We start from the raw sequence: 25,538 nt of genomic DNA, 5'->3' as shown, positions 1-25,538 counted from the left end.
GCCCTAATCTCAACGACAATTTTCACCACCCACCTACTTATCAACAATAGCTACACTATTCCTTTAATCTTGACTCCATGTCCGCAGTTGTAAGTATACCAGTATTAAAGTTATCCCCAAAAGAAATGTAGATGCGGCGGCAGCATAGCCAAAATCAAATTGTCCGAAGGCTTCTTGATAGATATAATAAACCAGCAAATTAGTGGAATTGAGTGGTCCACCTCCGGTCATAACGTAAACTTGCTCAAAACTGCGGAGGGTAAAAATAACCGTTGTAATGAGGACGAAAATCAGGGTGGAACTAAGTCCAGGTAGGGTGACATGTTGGAATTTTTGCCATGAATTTGCCCCATCGAGTTCGGCTGCTTCGTAACGACTGGGAGGGATTGTCTGTAATCCGGCTAAAAATACGACCATATTAAACCCCAGTTGTTTCCAGGTGCTGAGGAGAATTAGTACTGGCATTGCCCAAAAGGTATCCCCTAGCCAGGGAATAGGTGTTATACCCAGTGTATTTAACAGGGCGTTGACGGGACCTTCTGTTTGAAAGAGCCAACGAAATCCCAGACCAGCAGCGACGAGGGAGATGATGGAAGGGATAAAGTAGGCTGTACGCAGGATACCCCGTAGGGCGATACTTTGATCGAGCAATACAGCCATGAACAGGGGAAGGATAATACTGGGTATGACGGTGGCAAGGGTGAAGTATAGGGTATTGCCCATAACTTGCCAAAAATCTGGATTGAGAAGTAAACGCAGGTAATTTCTCCCGCCGACCCAGTAGACACCAGTGGAAGTAAAGCTTCCGGCGGTAAAACTGAGGTAAAACAGGTACAGTATTGGATAGATGAGGAAAACTCCGAATAAAATTAATGCCGGGGTGAGAAATATCCAGGCTGCAACTGTGTCGTTATCGAGGATGGAGTGATTGGTTTTGCTTGAGTTAGTCATTGGATTTTGGATTTTGGATTTACTCTACGGTCGATCCGCTAGCCTAAAGGCATGGCTTTCGCCAACGCGTCTATGGATTTTGGATTACTCTTTGGTCGATCCGCACTAGGTGCATCTATGGATTTTGGATTAATTTTAATTTTGTTGTTTATCCATTTAACCTGAATTCGACGGATTTGAAACACTACAATCCTTGTGAATCAATAATTTTGTCAGTTAAGGTTTAAAGTAACCTCTTTCATTACTTGAGAACGAAGTCAATAACTTGCTGATTCCAGGTTTACTGATTTTATTCCCAATATTAGGAGGTTTTTAAAAACTTCTATTTCTTGCGAATAATGCTGGAAAAGAGTTTTAGGCTTTATGAATCTCATAGATAGATGGCTACGACGTAGGAGTAATCACGTTCCATCGTTCCATTTTCAGGTTAAACAGACGCGACATGTCGTATCTGTACCGACTCCCTGTTCCCTGCCCTCACAAACAGACTTTTTCATTAACTGTTGACTGTCAAAAACCAAAAGGGAAATATATTACTGTACAAATTATAGTTTGGTTTATTTTTGCTGACTTGCTGATCCTGCACTTTGAACAAGGGAATGATAAGCCTTGGATAATGGGTTGATTTTCCTACTACTCCCTACTCCTCTGGAGACGACCGGTGGGTCGTCTCTACTTCCGGATTTCTCACAAGTCACTTATAAGTCTTGAGCGACGGATGAATTGTCCTTCTACTCCCTACTCCCTGTAAGTTTTAGAAGTTTGAGAGAAATCCGGGTTATACAACCAGTAAGTTATCAAGTTGTTCTTCACATTGCTGAAAAATAAAATTGACAACAGCAAATAGTTTATCTAAATCTTGAATTGTGTAAAAGGTGATATTTTTAGTAAAAATATTTTTTTCTAACTTGCCAAATTGCCAGCGATCGCCGTTAGAGACAATGGCAAAAATCGTGATTGGATATTCATCGTTTAACTTTTGTGCAGCTATCATTTCTGCTAAACACTGACCCCAAGCACCTTCAAAATCATCCTGTTTGGCTTCTACCAAAATAAAATATGGCTTGTCAAAGACTACTTTTCCCTGGGGCGAACGTCTTGCTAGTATATATTCGGGTATCCTGACAGCTTTTGATCACAATTTAAAGATTGGTGACTCCACAAGGTAAACTTACTGCTGTAAATTTTCCAAACTTCCTTGAGAACGGGATAAATGAGATTTTCACAAATTGCAAATTCCGAGTTATCCACAACACCTTCCCGCATGACAATTTCCAAGTCTGCTCGAAAATAATCAGGAATATGGAAGGGTACTTCTGTGATCAAGTTGGCTTCCCTAAAAGTCACCTGATATTCCTTGAGAACCTCACCGACGCTTTTAAAGTTACTCAAAGCCATATTTGACTCCAAAATAGATAATTTTGGCGGTTTTGATCATCATGTAGAGAAAACTTGCATTGGGAGCAAATCTCTAAAACTTACAGGGAGTAGGGAGTGGGAAATAGGGAGTAGTAGGAAAATCAATTCGTCACTTCAGGCTGATAACTTACTCGTTCAACATCCCGGTAAAGGATGCGATCGCAAGCAATACCCGATAATTTCCCTATAATGGGTAAACCACCAAATTGGGGTTTTACAAAAGTTGTGTTGTTGCTGTTGTCAAGGTTCCTAAACTGGACTTTTGATGGAGATGATTAATGCTTGAAAAGACCTAGCAATGCTACCTCTCCTCTGTCACCTGTCAACTGTCAACAAACCCAATGGGAAATGTATCAGCATACAAGGCATAAATACAAGCTTACTCAAAACCCCTTTTATACCAATTCAAAAAATGTTTGCAACACATACTCAATATGAGACGTAGCAGTGCTACGTCTCTACAAAATTTATCTGTCGGATTCTTTTTTCAAATTGGTATTACGAACCTATTCCGTATCCTGTATCCTGTATCCTGTATTCTCTAATTCTACCTTATTTCCCCTTTATGTCATCGTTCCCTGAAATTACTCCCAGTTTGGTTGTTCCTCCCATTGATGCTTCCTTAATAAACAACTGGCAAAATCCCCAACAACAACCTGCAAAACTGGCAATCATGGCTTCAGGTAACGGTAGCAACTTTGAAGCAGTTGCAGGTGCGATCGCCAGTGGTATTCTCCATGCCCAAATTCAAGTGGTAATTTATAATAACCCAGATGCCTATGTTGCTCAAAGGGCAAAATCCTGGGGAATTCCGGCTATACTTATCAATCATCGTGAATTTAACAGTCGGCAGGATTTTGATCGAGCGATTGTGAAAGTTTTGTTGGATTACCAAGTAGAATGGGTGGTCATGGCTGGATGGATGCGCTTAGTGACTCAAGTATTAATTGATGCTTTTCCCCAGAGAATTATTAATATTCATCCCAGTTTATTACCAAGCTTCAAAGGTGTGCGTGCGATTGAGCAAGCTTTGGCTGCTGGTGTGAAAATTACTGGTTGTACGGTACATTTAGTGTGCTTGGAGGTCGATAGCGGGCCAATTTTAATTCAAGCCGCAGTCCCAATTTTACCTGGGGACACTCCACAAACCCTACATGAGCGAGTGCAAATTGAAGAACATCGGATTTTACCGATTGGTATTGCCTTAGCTATTCATAAAATTTAATATCTTGGTTACTAAATTGTTGACTGTTTTCTTAAACTGGTTGCGACGTAACCAGTTTTGAAAGGCTGCTTCGTATTCTTGTCCCTGAAGTTGAAAAGTATTCCAAGCATCAACTCCCACCACAAAACCAAAAAAAGCCAGGATATACAAAGACCAGGATATTTGCCATCCACCCAAAAAATCAATCACCAAGAAAAAGCCATTAACCAGTCCATAATTACCTAAACGCTTGCGAAAGCGATCGCGACGATAAACATCAAAGGCTAAACGTTGATTGGCTTCATCACGGAACACCACCCAATCCCGTTCTGCTTTTTGCAGGGATTCGGGACTAATTCCTAATTCCTGAGCTATTTCCTGTAATTCCGTGTAGGTAAAAGCCTTATCTTGATCATTGCTTTGACGAGCGATCGCAATTTGTAATATCTGTTGGACTTCATCTTGGCTATAAACGCGAATTTGATGTTCGGGTGTTGTCATTGTTCACTCCTTCCTTCCTGTCTGCTTGAGAAATAGAAATTTTCATACATCTATTTCTATATTTATCGAACCAATTGGGAAATATCCTAAATTATTTGTTGTTGACTGCTGACTGTTAACGCTCTTTGTATTTTTCACAAAGGAGTGATAAGCCTTGAGTAATGGGTTAATTTTCCTACTACCCCCTACTCCCCACTCCCTACTCACTGAAAGTTTTCGGAGTTTGTGAGAAATCCGGGTTGACCTGTATTTCTCCCGACTTGTTTGAAAATAGGGGGTAGGGGAAAAACACTTTCTTTTATTTTGGTATAAGCAGTACATGTAACCCACTCCCTACTCCCTATTCGCTACTCCCTACTCCCTGTAAATTTTGGGAATTTGTGATAAATGCAGGTAATGATAGATCCGGGTAATGGTTCAACAATGGGTGAATATACAAATTGAATCTGTAACAACTGATAAAAATATATTTATATTTTCAATCTGTTAATTGCCAATTACGGTCGCTGTCGTCACAATCAGACAATAGCATCCAAAATCAGGTTAGCAAATTAAACCTTGCTCACGACTCGGTAAACCGTAACTTCTGGATGGCGATATTACTAATTCCCCTAATCCCGTATTTCTCACAAATTCCTCAAACCTACAGGGAATAGGGAATAGTTTTAACCCGAAAATTCCACTTTTTATTGATTGGCTCCTCAAAATTTCAGATGCAAGGTTTTTGTAGCTCCTATATGCCTATTTGGAAAGCACTGTTTGCGAATGAAATACTCTCCAAGGCTTATAGGATAAGAGTTTTATCATTTTTCCGCAAGCCCTAAGTTACTTGTGATAAATCTGGTAATATGTTGCGATCATTAGTGTAAGCGATATTAAGTCCCCCTAACTGAACCGCGTTGATCCATAGAAAAAACGTACTGCGACGTTTTTTAGACACCGCAGCACTTATGCCGTTTTAAATTGGAGTTGATACCTAACGGGGAAGTAAGGAGAGAAAATGTATCACGATTTTTGGAAAATGATATTACCCGTGAGGGTGATCCAAAATCCATAGACGCGTTGGCGAAAGCCATGCCTTTAGGCTAGCGGATCGACCGAAGAGTAATCCAAAATCCAATTACTTTATTTACTTTGGTCTACACTCTTCTCTGGGAAACGGCTACTCCCCTTGTCCTTGGGTAAAGAACTTACGTATATCTTTTGACTGCTCACCATCTGCCGATACGGAAGTAATGATGTAATCGATGACATTTTGTGTAAAGGGGATACGGAGGTGGAAAGTACCATCAGATTTGACTTTGATGGGATTACCAGCAATAGAAACGGTTGAACCGGGTTGGGTGGAACCGTGGATAATTAATTCCACATCAGTTTCAAACCAAAATTCTTGCTGGGGACGGTTGAAAACGCGGACAATGGGGGAACGTGCTAGTAGTAACCAACGGTCGTCCTCCGTTAAGTAGCCGATTTCGACCATATAATCGCGATCGCTAATCGGAATGGCTACAAATCGGTTTTGCACACTGTCTTCACATTCATATTGTTGGACTAGTTGAGGAGTTTGGTAACTCAAATCCATGTCGGTGACATCATACAAACGCAGTGCTAATTGGGATGCTCCTTGTTGACGCAGGATTTCTCGTTCCGCTTCTGCAATTTGCCATGTAATATGGGCCCATTTTGGAGTTCGAGGTATAATTTGAATTTCGCTGGTTTCCACCTCTAAATCCTCATTTTCTACTTCCGTGAATTCAGTGACTTCTGCTACTGTCAAGTCGGGATTATCTTCAGGTTTTTCCTCAGATTGGTAATTTTCATCAACGGAATCTGAATTATTCCCAGCAATACCTGCGGCAATTACTGCACCTCCAGCTAGGACAGCAGCACCTGTTAGTGGCAAGTTATCAATTAGACCATTTTCGGGACTTTCTTCTCCATCCCCCAAAGGTTGTTCGAGTGTTTGACTGACTTCTGGTGTTTCCGTGAGATTTTCTATTGTTTGTGGAACATCCACATTTACATCTAATCCAGAGATTTCCGGTGTTTGTGGAATATCCACATTGACATCCAATCCGGGAATTTCGGGTATTTGTGGAACTTCAACATTGACATCCAATCCAGAGATTTCCTGTGTTTGAGGAACGTCAACATTGACATCCAATCCAGAGATTTCCGGTGTTTGAGGAACGTCAACATTTACATCCAATCCAGAGATTTCTGTTGTTTCTAAATTGGGATTTGTGCTTAATTCCTGAGTATCTTCAGGATTGGTTTGCTCATCATTTTGGGAAGAATTATTTACAAGTCCCCATAAACCCATTCCAGCAGCAGCAACACCAGCAGCAACACCGCTACCTGCGGACATTACATTACCAAGAATATTAGGTGTTTCTGTCTCTTGTGGAGTTTCTGAAGTTTCCTCCCATACATCTGGTAAGGGATTTGATTCAAATGTTCCTGTGTTTTGTGGAATATCTACATTGACATCTAATCCAGATACTTCTGGTGTTTGAGGAACATCCACATTTACGTCCAATCCGGGAATTTCCGTCGTTTGTGGAAGGTCAGCATTTACATCCAATCCAGAGATTTCCTGTGTTTGAGGAACGTCAACATTTACATCCAATCCACCGGATATTTCCTGTGTTTGAGGAACGTCAACATTTACATCTAATCCAGATATTTCCTGTGTTTGAGGAACGTCAACATTTACATCCAATCCGGGAATTTCCGTAGTTTTTGGAACATCTACATTGACATCTAAACCAGATACTTCTGGTGTTTGAGGAACGTCAACATTTACATCCAATCCAGAGATTTCCGGTGTTTGAGGAACGTCAACATTTACATCCAATCCAGATACTTCCGGTGTTTCTAAGTTGGGATTTGTGTTTGATTCCTGAGTGTCTTCAGGATTGGTTTGCTCATCATTTTGGGAAGAATTATTTACAAGTCCCCATAAACCCATTCCAGCAGCAACACCACTACCTGCGGACATTATATTACCAATAATATTAGGTGTTTCTGTTGCTTGTGGAGTTTCCTCCCATACATCTGGTAAGGGATTTGCTTCAAATGTTTCTGTGTTTTGTGTCGTATCTACATCCAATCCGGGAATTTCTGTTGTTTGAGGAACGTCAACATTGACATCTAAACCAGACACTTCCGGTGTTTGTGGAATATCCACATTTACATCCAATCCAGATGATTCCGGTGTTTGCGGAACGTCAACATTGACATCCAATACGGGAATTTCGGTTGTTTGTGGAACATCCACATTGACATCTAATCCAGAGATTTCCGGTGTTTGTGGAACATCCACATTGACATCTAATCCAGAGATTTCCGGTGTTTGTGGAACATCCACATTGACATCCAATCCAGAGATTTCCGGTGTTTGTGGAATATCCACATTTACATCCAATCCAGAGATTTCCGGTGTTTGTGGAACGTCAACATTTACATCCAATCCAGAGATTTCTGTTGTTTCTAAATTGGGATTTGTGCTTAATTCCTGAGTATCTTCAGGATTGGTTTGCTCATCATTTTGGGAAGGATTATTTACAAGTCCCCAAAGACCCATTCCAGCAGCAGCGACACCAGCAGCAACACCACTACCTGCGGACATTATATTACCAATAATATTAGGTGTTTCTGTTGCTTGTGGAGTTTCCTCCCATACATCTGGTAAGGGAGTTGCTTCAAATGTTTCTGTGTTTTGTGTCGTATCTACATCCAATCCGGGAATTTCTGTTGTTTGAGGAACGTCAACATTTACATCCAATTCAGAGATTTCCGGTGTTTGTGGAATATCAACATTGACATCGAAACCAGGAATTTCCGTGGTTTGTGGAATATCCACATTGACATCCAATCCGGGAATTTCTGTTGTTTGAGGAACGTCAACATTTACATCCAATTCAGAGATTTCCGGTGTTTGTGGAATATCAACATTGACATCGAAACCAGGAATTTCCGTGGTTTGTGGAATATCCACATTGACATCCAATCCGGGAATTTCCGTAGTTTGAGGAACGTCAATATTTACATCTAAACCAGGGATTTCTGTGTTTTGTGGAATATCTACATTTGTATCTAATCCAGAAATTTCCGGTGTTTGTGGAGCATTCACATTGACATCCAATCCAGGGATTTCTGTTTCCGGAATTTGAGCGCTTGCAGATACATCTAGATTTTCTTCTGTAACAGGGGGGTTAATATCTGAATTTTCACCTTGCTGATTCAATAATCCCCATAAACCAGTTCCCACTGCTGTTGTCCCTGCAAGTAGGGCTGCACTGCCTAATAAATTAGCATCATTTGTGACTGTATTTTGGCTAATTTCCGTATTATTTCCCGAATTCTCCGGGGAAACAATATTGACTTCTGTACTAGATACTACTTCTTGAATATCCGTTGTCGAGTCATGACTGGGATAGTCAGGCATAACTACATCCACGGGTGCTGCTAACTGTTGATTTTCATCTTCTTGAGCTAAACGTTCCCATAGGGAGGTTGTTCTAGCCGTATTGACCTGATTTTCTACAGTATTACTATTTGGAATATCCGTCACTGTTTCCAGAGAAGGATTATTCGTCGGTTCGCTAGCATCACCCGAAACCGTGGCCATCGCTAATTTTTCCTCCTGATTGCGGGAACCTTTTGTCAGTAACCATAGTAAAGCACCACCACCTAATCCTAACAAAACGGGTGCTAATAACCACCACCAGGGCCATTTTGCTTCTGCGGTTGAGGTTGGGGTGTCGGCTGTTTGGGTGTTTGCTGCGGTGATGGAACTGGCTTGTTCTTGGCTATTATTGGTATTGTCGATATTACCAGTCGCATTAGCATCCGTTGAACCTTGAGCATTGGTGGTTGCGATCGCATTTGGCGTAGTTCCCTCTGTTGGAGTCGGGGAATCTGGAGAAAGATTCGCAACTTTACCTGCAAGTGATTGAGCGATCGCATTAGCTGCGTTGGTTTGTGCAGTTTTAACTGCTTGGGTTCCAATTTCTGAACTTGCAAATCCCAAAAAGCTTTTTACCCCAATGTTCGGGTTTTGTTTGTAGGCATAAACAAAGGGTTGGGAGTAGGGATATCGCTCGTCATCCGGTAGGATTTGGTGCATTCTCAACACCCTGACCCCCGGTGTCTGTACTACTTCATGGGCGATCGCATAACTAATCCCATCTGCACCTAATTCTTTGATAATAGCTGCTGTATCATCTGTTTCTACTTGAACTGCATTTTTACCAGTGGTAAATTCCTGATTTTTAAACACTGGATAACTACGAAAAGCTTCTCTGGTATCACTTCCACTGGGACGGTCAATAAAACGAATCTTTCCTGGTTCTCCTCCCACCTGTGACCAGTCGGTGATTTCTCCCCGGAAGATTTTGGCAAATTGTTCGTTGGTTAAACTGCCTTGAAAGGGATTTTTTTCACCGACAATAATTGCAATTTTTTCTCGTTTAAGTCGGTACTGCTCTAATCCTTGTTGCAATTCCTGGGTAGTCAAACCCCGACCGATGGCTGCAATATCAATTTTACCGCCTTGCAATCCTTTGATGGCAGCACTAGCACCATTACTACCTACTTCCACCTGACTACCAGCAAACTTCTGCTCAAATTGTCGCTTCAGTTCATTGTTAATCCCAGCCATACTACTGGAACCATCTAAGCGAACAACTGTACCTCGCTCCACATTAGTTGGTAAGGGGAATACAGGTTGTACTGATGACGGAGTTTGGGCGAACAACTTACCATCATGGAAGGATGGGATACTCCCAGGGAGTCGCTGCGCGATCGCAAATTTTGTTGTTAGCGTCGATGATGCCATTGCTAGCAACAATGTTAGACAAGCTACTGATTTATATTGGGTTTGTTTTTGCCACATATCCCACTGAATCTCAAGGTAAAGGTAAATTTAATCCTGGACAGTCACATCGTTAAGCCATTGTGGAGGAGTCGCGCTAATTATACATCGATGTCCCTCATGGCTTAAGTCCTGGTATATACCGATAACTGTTTATACTTGTATTTTTTGGGATTAAATCTAGGGAGTAAGGAGTAGGGAATAGGGGATGGGAAATAGGGGTTTGCGGAAAAATAATAAAGACGTGATATATCGCATCTCTTATTTCTTGTAAGCTTGTGAAAGTATTTTAGTCGCCCAAAGTACAAACAAAAAATAAATAGGTGTAGAGGACAAAAATCTTAATGCATTTTCTTCCCCTGCATTCCCTACATCCCCAGTTCCCCCTACACCCCCCAAACATCTCAACATAAAATTAACCTACCTGTTGCCTATTCCCCAGGTATTTTGGCTTATGATAAATTAAACAAAGTAAAGTTAAATTACAAATATTAGAAACTTTGGTTAACAATACTTTAACTGCCAGCCCATCTCCGACCCCTATCCGGTCAACAGGAGCGGAAACTCAGGGGAATTTAGAAACAAGTAGTCGAGAAAAAAGCTTATCTTTAAGGCGATCAATTCCCTTACTCCGAGGTGAAATTAAACAATCTCTAGTCAGCAAATTTGCTTTACACTGGCAGATGTTTGCGATCGCCACTTTTTTGGTTTCCGTACCCGTATTTATCGAAGCACCCTTAGTGCGGGTTTTACCGTGGCTAAGTTTGGCTTTGACAGGATTTTGGCTGTGGTTAAGCCATCGCTTACTGAAAAACCCGAAAACCACAAGTTGGGGTGATTTGCTGTTTGGCTTTAGTTGGAGTTGGTTGGCTGGTTCTATCTATTGGGGATGGCTACGCTGGGAACCATTGTGGCATTTACCCATAGAATCCATTGCCTTACCCTTGACCATTTGGTGTCTGTGGCAAAAAAAATATCTCGTGGGAAGTTGGTTTTATTTGGGTTCCCTATTAGGTACAGTGTTAACAGATGTTTACTTTTATGTAGTTAATTTAATTCCCTTTTGGCGGCAAATCATGGTGGTAGAAGCTGATCAAGCCCCCTTAATTTTACATGCAGCCCTAGGACAATTAGATAGTCCCTGGGGAGTGACTTGGGCTGTAGGATTGGTATGGATACTCATGTTTACAGGATTAACAGCCTTGACTGAGCGTGAGCGTCATACCTACGCCTTTGCTGGGGCTGTATTAAGTACGATATTAGTAGATGCCCTATTTTTAATTGCGGCGATTGTGGCTTAAATGCTAACAAACGGTAAAGTTTTAACAAAAGTAAATCTAACCAACCGATCTAAATGATAATTGTGGATATTAATAAGCTGTATATTAGTTTCTGATGACTGCTGTGTTTGATTCGACAGCGAGAGTTTTGTAGATAGATTTGTCAGCTTTGGGGTTTTTCCTGGCTGATTTATGCTACATCATCTCAACACTTGAATCGCGAATCTATACAGATATTTCGATGGAAAGAGGTAGACGACAGTGAAAGGATTGGTACGTTTATTAACAGTATTTAGTTTATTAGTAGCTAGCTGGGGATGGTTTGGTACAACTTATTCAGCACAAGCAATTACAATACACAGTCCCCTATTTGCAGCCGAAGCTGCTGTCCCAGCCGAAAAATTACGCAATCGCGCTGATGACAAGTTAGATGAAGTGTACGGGGATAAAATTGATTTAAATAATACAAGTTTGCGGTCTTTCCAGCGTTTCCCTGGTTTTTATCCAAAGTTGGCTAGCAAAATCGTCCAAAATGCTCCCTACGAAAAGGTTGAAGATGTCCTCAAACTAGAAGGTTTGAGCGAAGCTCAAAAAAGACGTTTAGAGCAGAATTTGGATAATTTTATCGTCACCGAACCGGAAGCGGTTTTTAATGAAGGGGATGACCGTTACAATAATGGCATTTATCGCTAGTTGATCGCCTTTGTGTTCTACAGAGTTAATCATCAGCAACAAAGTCAAATCGGTCACTAATTGTGAATATTATTGACTTGTAGGGCTTGATATTGAATGGTTTTGACCAATCGTAAATTGGGAGTAGGAGCGAATAATTTTCCTACTTCCGATTTTATCCAGGGAAGCATGGCTCTGTCTTGAACTATTCGCCTGCTGTTCTCCTTCCCCAAATAATTCACCACATAACCCGCATTTCTCACAAAACCCTAAAACTCATGGGGAATAGAGAGTAGGGATAGTCCGTAGAAGGAAAATCAATCCGTTACTCAAGGCTTACAACTTACTCGTGAGAAATCCAGGATAAGTTCTAAAGGGTTAATACTAGCGGTCTGTCAACTTTATTTTGATAGATGGTGGTGGTGCGGGTATCCTACCCGCATTTAAGTTATAAATAAATGTATCCATCATTTCTGTTTTGACAAACCAGTAGTGGCTTTAGCTACGAAAAAGCTGGAATATCAAGTGTTAAAGCGCAACTACGTGCTTTTTCTTACCCATAGGAACTGCTATCTTCCCTGAGAAACCCTAGATTTTTATGTTATTTTTTTGCATCTCCTAATACGTAAATACTTTGAACAACCAAGAATTTCCGCGCCAATTTGATGTGCTGGTAGTGGGTGCGGGTGCGGCAGGACTTTATACAGCACTGTGTATTCCCCAGAAATATCATGTTGGCTTAATTACAAAAGAAACAGTAAAATTATCGGCTAGTGATTGGGCACAAGGTGGAATTGCCGCAGCTGTTTCTCCAGATGATTCTCCCCAGTTGCATGTTGAAGATACCTTGCGAGCAGGTGTAGGTTTGTGTTCCCGTCCAGCAGTTGAGTTTTTAGCCTACCATGCGCCAGATTGTGTCCGTGATTTGGTCAATTTAGGTGTGACATTTGATCGGCGCGGTAATGATTTAGCCTTAACCCTAGAAGCAGCCCATTCCCGTCATCGAGTTTTACATGCTGCGGATACAACGGGTCGAGCCGTCATTTCCACCTTAACGGCTCAAGTGTTAAATCGTTGTCCCCAGATTCAAGTGATTCAACAGGCTTTAGCACTGAGACTGTGGCACAACCCGACAACAGGACAGGTTCAGGGGATTTGTTTATTTTACCAGGGACAGGTTCAGTGGATTCGCGCTCAGGCAGTAATTTTAGCAACAGGTGGGGGTGGACAGGTATTTGCCCAAACCACCAATCCCGCAGTCAGTACAGGAGATGGTGTGGCGATCGCATGGCGTTCAGGGGCAATTTTACGGGATTTGGAATTTTTCCAATTTCACCCCACAGCCTTGACCAAAGCTGGTGCGGATAGATTCTTAATTAGTGAAGCGGTACGGGGAGAAGGAGCGCATTTAGTTGACGACACCGGAAGAAGGTTTGTCTTTGATTACCATCCCGACGGGGAATTAGCACCCCGTGATGTGGTCAGTCGAGCAATTTACAATCATTTACAAAAAACAGCCACCGATCCCACAACTGCCAATGTATGGCTGGATTTGCGTCCTATTCCAGAAGAGCGTATTCGTCACCGTTTTCCCAATATCATTCAAGTTTGTGCCAAATGGGATATAGACGTGTTTCAAGAACCAATTCCCGTCGCTCCCGCAGCCCATTATTGGATGGGAGGAATTTTGACTAATACCAATAATCGCACAAATATCCCTGGTTTGTACGCCATTGGCGAAACTGCGAGTACGGGGGTACATGGAGCCAATCGGCTTGCGAGTAATTCCTTACTAGAATGTATAGTTTTTGGTGCGCAGATGAAACACCTGGAGCTTGAGAGGAATAATACTCAAGGGTTACAGGAAATTACCAAAGAGTCATTACTGACGGAAACGGTAACAGCAAAAATCATCCGACAAAACGAGTGGGTGCAAGAACTACGTCATCAAATTCCGAAGTTAATGTGGCAAAGTGCAGGTATTTGTCGGACGCAAACACAATTAATCAAGGCGCAAGCAATTGTGGAAAAATGGCGAGAGGAGTTTGCCGAGTTAGAATTTACCAGCTTGATTAATGGTCTGCAACCTGGTGAAAATATTGATTGTGGTACAGAAGAAATTACCTCTAGCTTAAAATTATGGGCAGAAACCGAGAATCTCCTGGATATTGCCTATCTTATCCTCAAAAGTGCAGCCTATCGCACCGAAAGCCGAGGTGGACACTACCGTCAAGATTACCCCCAAACCGATCCCAATTGGCAAGCTCACACCCTGATTCAACATCAAAAATGGTGGAAATCCCCTGAATTAGATTAACTCCCTGGTGTGATGCAGAGGGAGTAGGGAGTAGGGAGTTGATACTTGAGGGGGAGCTTTTGGAAACAGGGGAAGAAAATGTATCAACAATTTTTGGGAAATGGTATCTTAGAGGGTGTTTTAAAAGTCGATTTTAATACTTGAATTATCGTTTTTGGGAATGGGGAGTAGGCAATAGGGAAAGACGCGACATCTTGCGTCTGTACAGTTTCTAAAGACAAATATACCGTTTGAGCCTATTTACTCTCTTCAATCAGTGGTTGATAAAGTATTTATTGACACTTGACAAACAACCTCTTACCAGAAACCAGATGAAAGCTATTTTTCCCCCTCCCTACTGACTTTCAATTCAGAATGTTTACATGACTCAATAATGGCTACTTTCTTTCAATTTGAGGCTGATTTCGTTGATTCCCTGCGGTGCATACCAATGATAGTCAGGTATAAATTAGACACCTGTGGCATCAAATTAAAATTAGGAGATTGGCAAAAAATGGATCACCGCGATCGCTTAACTTTGGCTTCCATGCCTTGTGATACTACCAGCGAAATCATCGCCTATCGAACCCATGTCCAACAATTAGTTTTGACCCTAACAGGTAAACCAGCATCAGAATTACCCCAGAATACCCCCCAGGAGTGGTTAGATAGGGAAAATATCCCCACCCCAGTCCAAACTAAAGCCGCAGAGTTAAACTTGCGTATTACCCCCCAACAATGGGAAAACCTATCACCCCTACAAAGATTCGCTCTGATTAAGCTGAGTCGTTCCGGACACGAAAACAAAAACTTTCCCAGAGCGATCGCTGAATTTCAACTTGATTAACTTCGGACAAAATTCCAGCCGTCCCACATTTCCAATTGCCACGGGGAAATAACTGGATATAGGCAATAATCAGCAATTACCACCAGGACATCCGTCACAATTATGTGTAATATTTAACTCACATATAAGTATGCGGTGTGTTTATAATCATTCGCCGAATACTAAAACACCTGTTTTATAGTATTTTGGTTCTTTTGAAGATGCTTTCAGATAAAATTCAGATAAAATTCCCCATTTGGTCTTATCTTAACCAGCCTTTGTTTTGCAGTTATAAACCGCCGATTTTTAATCCGCGTCGTTTTGCCTATGTGTATCGCGTCGATTTACTAGAGCGTTGCTTACATAAGGAATGTGATGCTAAGTAGTAATATTAGTTACATACTCCTGAAAACCTGGCTCAGAAAGGGAGTAATACCGTTTTACATTGGAGTTGATACCTAACGGGGAGCAGGGGAAGGAAATGTATCAAAACCCTAATGGTATCATAATTAGGACTTACGCACTCGTGACGAGAAATCGGATGTTTAGGATTGCTTCCTTTAATCGACCACATAAGTTCTGAGGGGTTTTTAGTGGTGGTTTTAGCCGCAAAAAAGCTTGAATATAAAGGCGCTATACCCACAGGATTGTCGTAGACTAGCGCAACTACGTACCTTTGTTGACCTATCAAAATTAATGTGGTGGACTACTACACCAATCTGCTACCCTAAGATACCATCAAGGTTGTTGTGGGAATCGTCCTATGTCTTTCGTTCCATTGCACATTCATAGTGATTACAGTCTACTTGATGGTGCTAGTCAGTTACCCGCATTGATTGACCGAGCAATTGAATTAGGAATCAAAGCGATCGCACTGACAGACCACGGAGTCATGTATGGAGCAGTGGAACTACTGAAAATCTGCCGCAATAAGAATTTTAAACCGATTATCGGTAACGAAATGTATGTGATTAACGGTGATATTACGAAACAGGAACGTCGTCCAAAATATCACCAAGTTGTTTTAGCCAAAAATACCCAAGGTTACAAAAATTTAGTGAAGTTAACATCTATTTCCCATCTGCAAGGGTTTCAGGGAAAGGGTATTTTTGGTCGTCCTTGTATTAATAAGGATTTATTACAGCAGTATCATGAAGGTCTAATTGTCACCAGTGCTTGTTTAGGGGGAGAAATACCCCAAGCTATCCTTAGCAATCGACGTGATGCAGCAAGGAAGGTGGCAAAATGGTACAAAGATGTATTTGGTGAGGATTTTTATTTAGAAATTCAAGACCACGGTTCCCAACAAGACCGAATCGTCAATGTGGAAATTATTAGAATTGCTCGTGAGTTAGGAATCAAGTTTGTCGCAACTAATGATTCCCATTTTATTTCCTGTTACGATGTGGAAGCTCATGATGCTTTACTCTGCATTCAAACCGGGAAATTAATTACTGAAGAAAAACGAATGCGCTATTCGGGGACGGAATATTTAAAATCAGCTGAAGAAATGCGTTTATTATTCCGTGACCATCTCCCGGATGATGTGATAGAAGAAGCGTTATTAACAACTGTAGAAGTTGCTGATAAAGTAGAACCCTATGAAATTTTAGGAGAACCCAGAATTCCCCATTATCCTATTCCCCCTGGTCATACTACTGATACCTATGTGGAAGAAGTTGCTTGGCAAGGTTTAATCACAAAATTACGTTGCAAAAATCGCCACGAGTTAGAACCAGTATACCGGGAAAGGATGGAATATGAATTAAAAATGATTCAGCAAATGGGTTTTTCCGGCTATTTTTTGATAGTTTGGGATTACATTAAATTTGCTCGCGATAATAATATTCCTGTCGGTCCAGGGAGGGGTTCGGCGGCTGGTTCTTTGGTCGCCTATGCAATGGGAATCACTAATATTGACCCGGTTCACCACGGTTTACTATTTGAGCGATTTCTCAATCCAGAGCGTAAATCAATGCCCGATATTGATACGGATTTCTGTATTGAAAAACGGGACAAAGTAATCGAATATGTTACCCAAAAATATGGTACAGAAAGGGTCGCTCAGATTATTACTTTTAACCGCATGACTTCTAAAGCAGTGTTAAAAGATGTGGCCAGGGTGTTAAATATTCCCTACGGTGAAGCGGATAAAATGGCCAAATTAATTCCGGTTTCGCGGGGGAAACCCACACCTTTGAAAAAAATGATTTCAGAAGATACTCCAGCCGCAGAATTTAAGGAAAAATATGATAATGACCCCCGTGTTCGCCATTGGATAGATATGGCAATTCGGATTGAGGGGACAAATAAAACCTTTGGTGTACATGCTGCGGGTGTGGTGATTTCGGCGGAACCTTTGGATGAAATTGTTCCCTTGCAACGTAATAATGATGGGTCGGTGATTACCCAGTATTTTATGGAAGATTTGGATTCCATCGGTTTATTAAAAATGGACTTTTTGGGGTTAAAAAATTTGACCATGATTCAAAAAACCCTGGATTTAATTGAACAAAATCATGGTTATAAACTTGACCCCTATGAAATTACAGCCCAGGAACGCAAAGCTCAGAAAATTTTAGCCAAAGGTGGAGAAACAGCCAAGTTACCCCATGATGTTCGTAAGACCTATGAGTTACTAGAATCCGGGGAATTAGAAGGAGTGTTTCAGTTAGAATCTTCAGGGATGCGACAAATTGTCCGTGATTTGAAGCCTTCTAATATTGAGGATATTTCGTCGATTTTAGCTTTGTATCGTCCGGGTCCTTTGGATGCAGGACTAATTCCCAAGTTTATTAATCGTAAACATGGACGGGAAATAATTGAATATGAGCATACGATTTTGGAACCAATTTTAAATGAGACCTACGGAATTATGGTGTATCAGGAGCAAATTATGAAAATCGCTCAGGATATGGCTGGTTATTCCTTGGGTGGTGCAGATTTGCTGCGTCGAGCAATGGGTAAAAAGAAAGTTTCCGAAATGCAAAAACAGCAAGCTTTATTTATTGACGGTTCCACCAAAAATGGGGTGAAAAAACAGGTTGCCGAAAAATTATTTGATGATATGCTCAAATTCGCTGAATATTGTTTGAGTTATGATACACGAATTCTCACCGCAGAATACGGGTTTTTAAAAATCGGTGAAATTGTCGAAAAGCAGATTGAGTGTAGTGTGTTTACCGTAGATGGGAATGGATGCATATATACCCAACCAGTTGCTCAGTACCATCATCGGGGGATACAAGAAATATTTGAGTACGAATTGGCAGATGGTTCCCTAATTCGAGCAACTAAAGACCACAAATTTATGACGCTGGAGGGGGAAATGTTACCAATCGATGACATATTTCATCGTGGATTAGATTTGATGCAGATTGCTGTTGAGTGATGGGATTTTGGATTTATATTTTGCAAGCTGATATATTTCCTTTTGAGTTAGTCAACAGTTGACGGTTGCAGGTGATAGGGGAAGAGGATTAGTGATTTCACGTGAGTATTCCCATGAAAATCCGACAACTTTCCTTTTCCCCTGCAAACACCATCGGGACTAATTCACTCCTCAAAATACATCTGAAAAAACACATCCTGAATTTAATTAATTCTGACTCTTTCCACGTTTACATCCGAACACTGACGAGCGCGATCGCAGGTTATCGCGACTAATCTACCATTGGGTCGAATGGAAAACAAAAAGTTATCGGGAGAGTAATCGGTAGCAGGTCTTTTCGTGTGATAATCTACAGGATTGGAACCAACTAAAATCAAACCCTGGGAAGATGAACGTAGTTCCATAAACTGGGAAATAACTCTGGTTCTTCTCAGTCTCGGATCAAAATAGGTAGTCCCCATACCCCCTGTATAACCATTCATAATCAGCACACTTTCATAGACAATTCCATTCACACTGTAGGTCAGTTTCCAACTACCATATAGGGGAGAATTAGCTCTCGTAACTGCTTGAGCAACTGTGTAGGAATTCGATGTTGTGATTTGCTCTCTTGATTGAGCGCGTACTGATTCTACGGTTGTTAGTCCCATTCCTAATAGTAATACGGCAACGGAAGCGGTTTTGATTAATTTCATCATCTTACCTCATTTGGAGAATCCCTTCACTGATATATACTCCTGGGAAGGTGGAAGTGATGCAGAAATTAGATGAATTAATCAGTCTAAAAATTTACTTAAATAACTAAATGCAACCAAGAGTTAACAATTAGCAACACACATTCAAACTGATTGGACACTTCTTAACTTGCACATTTGATCAACCTCGCTTGTAGATAGGGAGTAGGGAGTAGGGAGTAGATATGAACTTTTTTCTTGTTTATTTGTGTCCAAACCTACATGAGGGACTTACAGGACAAAGCCTTGAGCTTAATCAAACAAATGTACTTCTTGCAACCCCCTAATGGTTTGTCAACCCAGTTCGGACGGGTGAAGGTCAGTAGAGGAAGCAGGGGAGAAAGGATTTATTTGACTAAAAAATCCGCAGGATTACAGAGGATTACAGCTAAATGTGGTACATTATTTAAATTTTCAAGGCTTGTGCGAAACCACTTCCACAACTGTATCTTAATATTCTTGAATACTGCCGTCATTCTACAGAGTATTACCAACATCCACGAAAAACCAAAAACCAAAATTGTATAAATGTTTCCAAAAATGGGAATAATAAGCCAAGAATGAATTACTCAGGGTATTGAAAATGTTAAGTCTGTCCGGCTATCAAATTGGTAGACAAATCTATGCAGGTAATAGGACTCTAGTCTTTGCTGGGACAAGGGAAGTCGATCAGCAACCAGTTATTATCAAGCTATTAAAAAGCAAATACCCATCATTTAGCGAACTGGTTCAATTTCGCAACCAATATACGATTGCCAAAAACCTAGAATTTGCTGGAATTATTACCACCTACAGCCTAGAGAATTACCAAAATAGTTATGCCTTAGTGATGGAAGACTTTGGCGGTATATCCCTAAAAGAGTATACAGGCAATGTACCTCTAAAAATAGAAGAATTTTTAGCGATCGCCTTCCAAATCACCGATGCTCTAGGGGAATTATATCGTCACGGAGTCATCCACAAAGACATTAAACCAGCCAATATCCTTATCAATCCCGACACCAAGCAAATCAAACTCATCGACTTTAGTATCGCTTCCCTACTACCCAAAGAAACCCAAACCCTCCAATCAGCCAACGTTTTAGAGGGAACCCTAGCCTATATTTCCCCCGAACAAACCGGACGGATGAACCGAGCCATTGATTGGCGTAGCGATTTTTACTCCCTCGGAGTCACCTTCTTTGAACTCCTCACCGGACAACTACCCTTTCCAGCAACTGACCCCTTGGAGTTAGTCTACTGTCACCTAGCCAAATCAGCACCCGATATTTGTACCCTCAACCCCCAGGTTCCCCCAATTATCGCCCAGATTATCACCAAACTCATGGCGAAAAACGCCGAGGAACGTTATCAAAGTGCTAGTGGATTAAGATACGACCTAGAAACAGCTTGGAAAACCTATCAACAAACCGGGGAATTTCCCGAATTTCCCCTTGCAAGTCGAGACATACCCGACCGGTTTAATATTCCCGAAAAACTCTACGGACGGGAAGCAGAAATAGAGACCCTACTATCAGCCTTTGCACGTATTTCCCAACCCTCCGAAGACCAAAATCACACCGTAGAAATGGTATTAGTTGCAGGATTTTCCGGAATTGGGAAAACAGCCGTCGTCAACGAAGTTCATAAACCCATCGTCCGTCAACGGGGTTATTTTATCAAAGGTAAATATGACCAATTCCAGAGAAATGTACCCTTAAGTGCATTCATCCAAGCATTTCGCCACTTAATGGAACAACTACTAAGCGAAAGTAGTAGCCAACTACAAACCTGGAAAACAAAAATCCTCGCAGCATTAGGAGAACAAGCCCAAGTTATTATTGAAGTCATACCCGAACTGGAAAAAATCCTTGGACCCCAACCCCCCGTCAACGAATTAACCGGTAGTGCAGCCACAAACCGCTTCAACCTACTATTCCAAAAATTTATTCAACTTTTTAGTAGCAAAGACCATCCCCTAGTCATATTTATTGACGACCTCCAATGGGCAGACTCCGCATCCCTTAAACTGATGGAAATTATCCTCAGCGAAGGAGAAATCCAACATTTACTATTAATTGGAGCATATCGAGATAACGAAGTATCTCCAGCCCATCCTTTGATGATGACCCTCAAAGAAATCGCCAAAAATTCCATTCCCATCCACACAATTACCCTCCCACCCCTTTCCCCAGAAAACATCACCAACCTAGTCGCTGAAACCCTCAACTCTCCACCAGAACTGGTCACTCCCCTCAGCAACCTCATTTATCAAAAAACCCAAGGGAACCCCTTCTTCAGCAATCAACTGCTCAAATCCTTCCACGAAGAAGGCATCATCCAATTCAACATCGAAAATCGTTGTTGGCAATGTGAAATTTCCCAAATCAAACAAGCCATATTAGTTGACGACGTTGTTGACTTTATGGCCTACAAATTACAAAAACTACCATCAGCCACCCAACAAGTTCTCAAACTAGCCGCCTGTATTGGCAATGAATTTGACCTCACCACCCTCGCCATAGTTAATCATAAATCTCCAGAAGAAACCGCCACAGATTTATGGGTTGCATTGCGGGAAGGACTAATCATACCCACCAACGAAGTTTATAAACTATATCAACAAGAAAATCATCATATTCTCACAGCAAATCATCAACACCTGACCACAGAATCACCCAATTACAAATTCCTCCACGACCGAGTGCAACAAGCAGCCTATTCCCTGATTCCCGAATCAGAGAAAAAACAAACCCATCTACAAATTGGTCAACTCCTCCTAGAAAATATTCCCCAGGAAAAGCAAACAGAACGAATTTTTGATATTGTTAATCATTTAAATTATGGTAGAGAACTAATCACTCAAGAATTAGATATTAATCAACTTGTCAATTTAAACTTCATCGCCGCTAGAAAAGCAAAAATAGCAACTGCATATGCAGCAGCGATGAGTTATTTTAATATTGCATTATCAATACTAAATCACAATTCTTGGACAAGACAATATAACTTCACGCTCCAATTGTACGAAGAAGCATGTGAAGCGGCTTATTTGTCTGGAAATTTTGTCAGAATGGAACAGTTGGCAGAAATAGTGACTAATTCTGCTAAAACTCTTTTAGAAAAAATTAAAGTATCCGAAATACAAATCCAGGCAAATATTGTCAGAAATAAGCTCACGGAGGCTTTTGATATAGCCTTAGGTATCCTCAAGCTTTTAAATATAGAATTTTCGACAACACCATCTCATAATGATATTGAGCAAGCATTTCAGAATATAGCAGAAAAATTAAAAAATCGAAAATTAGCAGACTTAATCAATTTACCAGAAATAAATAACTTAGAGATATTAGCAGCAATGCGTATATTACTAAGTATGTTTGCTGCTGCCTATCTCGGACGCACAGAATTTGTGCCCTTACTTAGCACAAAAATGATTGAATTGTCACTGGAATATGGAAATACGAGTATATCAGCATTTGCCTACTGCACCTATGGTCTTCTTTTATGTAGTGTTATTGGTGATATTGAGACAGGCTTTGAATGCGGTCAACTATCCTTAAAAATATTGTCAAAATTTCCTAATAAACCATTACAAGTTAAAAGCTTGTTAATGTATAACAGCTTTATTGGACTTTGGAAAAATCATGCTCGCAACTTTTTAAACCCATTACAGCAAGTTTATCTAACAGCTTTAGAAGTGGGAGATTTAGAATTTACAGCCTATGCCTTAAATAATTTCTCATATACTTCTTATTTAATTGGTAAGGAGCTACATGAATTAGAGTATAACATGTCCAGATATTGTGATGAGCTTGAACGTCTTAATCAGCAAGCAGCCTCTTATTCAGTCAGAATCTGGAGACAAACAATACTCAACTTAATAAATAAAAGTCAAGATGTCTGCTCTTTGATTGGTGAGAGTTATGATGAAAATATTATGTTGCCACTACATAAAGAAAGTAATTACGTGATGGCGATCGCAATAGTAAATTTTAATAAACTTACTCTTAACTACTTATTTAGTAATCCAATATCAGCTTTAGAATATTCCATAGAAACTGAAAAGTATTTATCTAGTATCACAGGCTCTTTAGTCATACCTACCTTCTATTTTTATGATTCTCTTGTGAGGTTATTAGTATATTCTCAGGTAACTTGTTCTCAACAAAAAGAATTATTAGAAAAAGTAAAATCTAACCAACAAAAAATGCACCATTGGGCAACCCATGCACCAATGAATTTCTTACATAAATACTATTTAGTAGAAGCAGAACTCCATCGAGTCCTAGATGATAAATTAGCCGCCATAGAATATTACGAAAAAGCTATTAATTTAGCCAAAGAAAATGAATATATTCATGAAGAAGCACTAGCTAATGAATTAGCTGCGAAATTTTATCTAAGTTGGAATAAACCCACTATTGCTCAAGCCTATCTAATCAATGCATACTACTGTTATGCTAAATGGGGCGCAGTAGCTAAGGTCAATCATTTAGAACAAAAGTATCCAGAATTTATTACTTCTGTACAAACAAAAGAAGTTTTCCAGATTAACTCCACCGAAACAATTGTCTTAAATGCAACCAAAAACTCTATCACTGCCAAAAGTAGTACAAAAGTAGTTGAAACCCTCGACCTCATTAGTTTTATCAAAGCTTCCCAAGCCATTAGTAGCGAAATTCATCTAGATACACTGCTTACCAAACTAACCCAGGTATTAATTGAAAATGCCGGTGCATCAAAAGCAGCGATTATCATGCCAAATCAAGATAAATTGGTGATTGAAGCCGTTGGTTCATCGATACACAAACCTACAAATATATTGCAGTCAATACCAATTGAAGAAAGTCAGGATATTCCAGTTAATTTAATTAATTACATATTTCGCACACAGGAAAAACTGATTGTCAATAACATTGCGACAGAGCTAAAAAAACCTAAATCAAAGATTTCCATCATTGCGGATAATTATTTATTAAGTCAACAGGTACAAAGTTTGCTCTGCACTCCTATTTTTAATCAAGGTAAATTAATTGCCATTTTGTACTTAGAAAATAATTTAACAACTGGCGTTTTCTCCGATGAGAGAATGCAAATTATCAATTTACTCTCTTCTCAAGCCGCAATTTCTTTAGAAAATGCACGTCTATATGAACAATCGCAAAATTATGCTCGACAGTTAGAAGCAAACGCCAAGCAGCTAGAGGAATCCCTAGAGAATTTAAAACAAGCCCAACTCCAGTTGGTGCAAAGTGAAAAAATGTCTACTTTGGGAAATTTAGTCTCAGGAATTGGCCATGAAATTAACAATCCCATTGGTTTTCTTGCTGGTAATATGCAACCAGCCCAAGAATATACCCAGGATTTATTAAAACTGATTAATCTCTATCAAACATATTACCCAGAACCAGTTACAGAAATTGCCCAAGAACTTGCATCGGTAGATTTTGAGTATATTCAGGAAGATTTACCAAAAGTTTTGGAATCAATGCAACAAGCCATTGATCGGATTTACGATATTAGCATCAGTTTACGTACATTTTCGCGGTCAGATACTCAAAAGAAAATACCCTTTAATATCCATGATGGGCTAAACAGTACATTAATGATTCTCAAACATCGTCTCAAAGCGAATCAATATCGTCCTGAAATTCAAGTCATTAAAGAGTACGATGATTTTTCAACAATTAAGTGTTTCCCTGGACAGCTAAATCAAGTATTTATGAACCTCATTGCTAATGCCATCGATGCACTTGATGAGCATAATCAAGGACTTAGTTTCCAGGAAATTGAGGCTAATCCCAATTGTATTACCATCACAACTAAGATGAATGAATTTAGAGAAATAGTCACCATTAGTATCAAAGATAATGGTCCGGGAATGACGGAGGAAATTAGAAGTAAAATATTTGACCACTTATTTACAACGAAACCGGTTGGAAAGGGAACTGGATTAGGATTAGCAATTGCCTATCAAATTATTGTCGAAAAACATGGTGGGAGTATAGATGTGATTTCTGCACCGGGAGAAGGTGCTAACTTTGTGATCTCAATTCCCATCGAATGATGGAATAGGTGTTTGGAATTTACTCTTCAGAGATATTCTATTTTAGCCCACCCCTTAATCCACTCCCTGTCAGTGAGAATTGGAGTGGAGTTCTTTTTTTTCTATGGGTCTTCATATTAAGTTGTTGTTATTGTTTGTGTTAGTCCTTTTCAATTTAGGTTGATTCTTTACGATTTATATAACAATATTTACTCATGATTCATTATCTGGAATAGTTTATCAGTTCAATCTCAGTAAAATTGCTGCAATAGTCTATATATTATAGATAAAATATTCATCTAATGTTCATGAAAAAAATTTTTTTTTTTAAAATTAAAATTATTATTTTTCTAAATGA

Annotated in this window: 11 protein-coding genes and 1 pseudogene; 7 read left to right on the top strand and 5 right to left on the bottom strand. The window is 40.2% G+C overall.

Features of this window, described 5'->3' with window-relative positions; all coding sequences use genetic code 11:
* Positions 1-63: 63 nt before the first annotated feature.
* Complete coding sequence (locus tag CDC37_RS00595; RefSeq protein WP_096619997.1) at positions 64-951, bottom strand: carbohydrate ABC transporter permease; 888 nt, start codon at positions 949-951, stop codon at positions 64-66.
* A 778-nt stretch (positions 952-1,729) separates the two neighbouring features.
* Positions 1,730-2,349, bottom strand: a pseudogene (locus CDC37_RS00590) (hypothetical protein).
* 586 nt (positions 2,350-2,935) lie between these two features.
* Here CDC37_RS00590 and purN point away from each other — a divergent pair.
* A complete protein-coding gene (purN, locus tag CDC37_RS00585; protein ID WP_096619995.1) occupies positions 2,936-3,595 on the top strand; it encodes a phosphoribosylglycinamide formyltransferase in 660 nt (219 codons plus the stop codon).
* Here the strand turns inward: purN and CDC37_RS00580 are convergent.
* Together CDC37_RS00580 and CDC37_RS00575 are read right to left on the bottom strand one after the other, a co-directional pair.
* Positions 3,575-4,075: a 2TM domain-containing protein gene (locus CDC37_RS00580; RefSeq protein ID WP_096619993.1), complete on the bottom strand. Its 501-nt coding sequence runs from the start codon at positions 4,073-4,075 to the stop codon at positions 3,575-3,577. The genes purN and CDC37_RS00580 overlap by 21 nt on opposite strands.
* A 1,162-nt stretch (positions 4,076-5,237) precedes the next feature.
* On the bottom strand, positions 5,238-9,974 hold the full coding sequence (locus CDC37_RS00575) for a substrate-binding domain-containing protein (protein WP_096619991.1): 4,737 nt from the start codon (positions 9,972-9,974) through the stop codon (positions 5,238-5,240).
* Between the two features lie 479 nt (positions 9,975-10,453).
* Here CDC37_RS00575 and CDC37_RS00570 point away from each other — a divergent pair, with 479 nt between their 5' ends.
* The 5 genes from CDC37_RS00570 to CDC37_RS00545 all read left to right on the top strand — a co-directional run bounded on the left by CDC37_RS00570 (position 10,454) and on the right by CDC37_RS00545 (position 18,418).
* Positions 10,454-11,254 carry a DUF3120 domain-containing protein gene (locus CDC37_RS00570; protein WP_231943174.1) on the top strand — a complete coding sequence of 267 codons (801 nt, stop codon included), beginning with the start codon at positions 10,454-10,456 and terminating at the stop codon, positions 11,252-11,254.
* A gap of 240 nt (positions 11,255-11,494) precedes the next feature.
* Complete coding sequence (psbU, locus tag CDC37_RS00565; RefSeq protein WP_096619989.1) at positions 11,495-11,926, top strand: photosystem II complex extrinsic protein PsbU; 432 nt, start codon at positions 11,495-11,497, stop codon at positions 11,924-11,926.
* 613 nt (positions 11,927-12,539) lie between these two features.
* Complete coding sequence (gene nadB / locus CDC37_RS00560) at positions 12,540-14,222, top strand: L-aspartate oxidase (RefSeq protein WP_096619987.1); 1,683 nt, start codon at positions 12,540-12,542, stop codon at positions 14,220-14,222.
* A gap of 373 nt (positions 14,223-14,595) precedes the next feature.
* Entirely contained in the window at positions 14,596-15,048 is a 453-nt protein-coding gene (locus tag CDC37_RS00555; RefSeq protein WP_096619985.1) for a nitrate reductase associated protein, read from the top strand.
* A gap of 742 nt (positions 15,049-15,790) precedes the next feature.
* Positions 15,791-18,418, top strand: coding sequence for a DNA polymerase III subunit alpha (locus tag CDC37_RS00545; protein ID WP_096619981.1), 2,628 nt, complete (start codon positions 15,791-15,793; stop codon positions 18,416-18,418).
* A 203-nt stretch (positions 18,419-18,621) separates the two neighbouring features.
* Here the strand turns inward: CDC37_RS00545 and CDC37_RS00540 are convergent, their stop codons facing one another.
* On the bottom strand, positions 18,622-19,116 hold the full coding sequence (locus tag CDC37_RS00540) for a hypothetical protein (protein WP_231943173.1): 495 nt from the start codon (positions 19,114-19,116) through the stop codon (positions 18,622-18,624).
* A 619-nt stretch (positions 19,117-19,735) separates the two neighbouring features.
* On the opposite strand from CDC37_RS00540, the gene CDC37_RS00535 reads away from it, so the two are divergent.
* Positions 19,736-25,201, top strand: coding sequence for a trifunctional serine/threonine-protein kinase/ATP-binding protein/sensor histidine kinase (locus CDC37_RS00535; protein WP_096619979.1), 5,466 nt, complete (start codon positions 19,736-19,738; stop codon positions 25,199-25,201).
* Positions 25,202-25,538 lie beyond the last annotated feature (337 nt).

It is taken from the genome of Calothrix sp. NIES-3974, from assembly GCF_002368395.1.
Classification (GTDB): domain Bacteria; phylum Cyanobacteriota; class Cyanobacteriia; order Cyanobacteriales; family Nostocaceae; genus NIES-3974.
The sequence above is the reverse complement of the archived record's forward strand: the minus strand, read 5'-3'. Positions and strand labels throughout refer to the sequence as shown.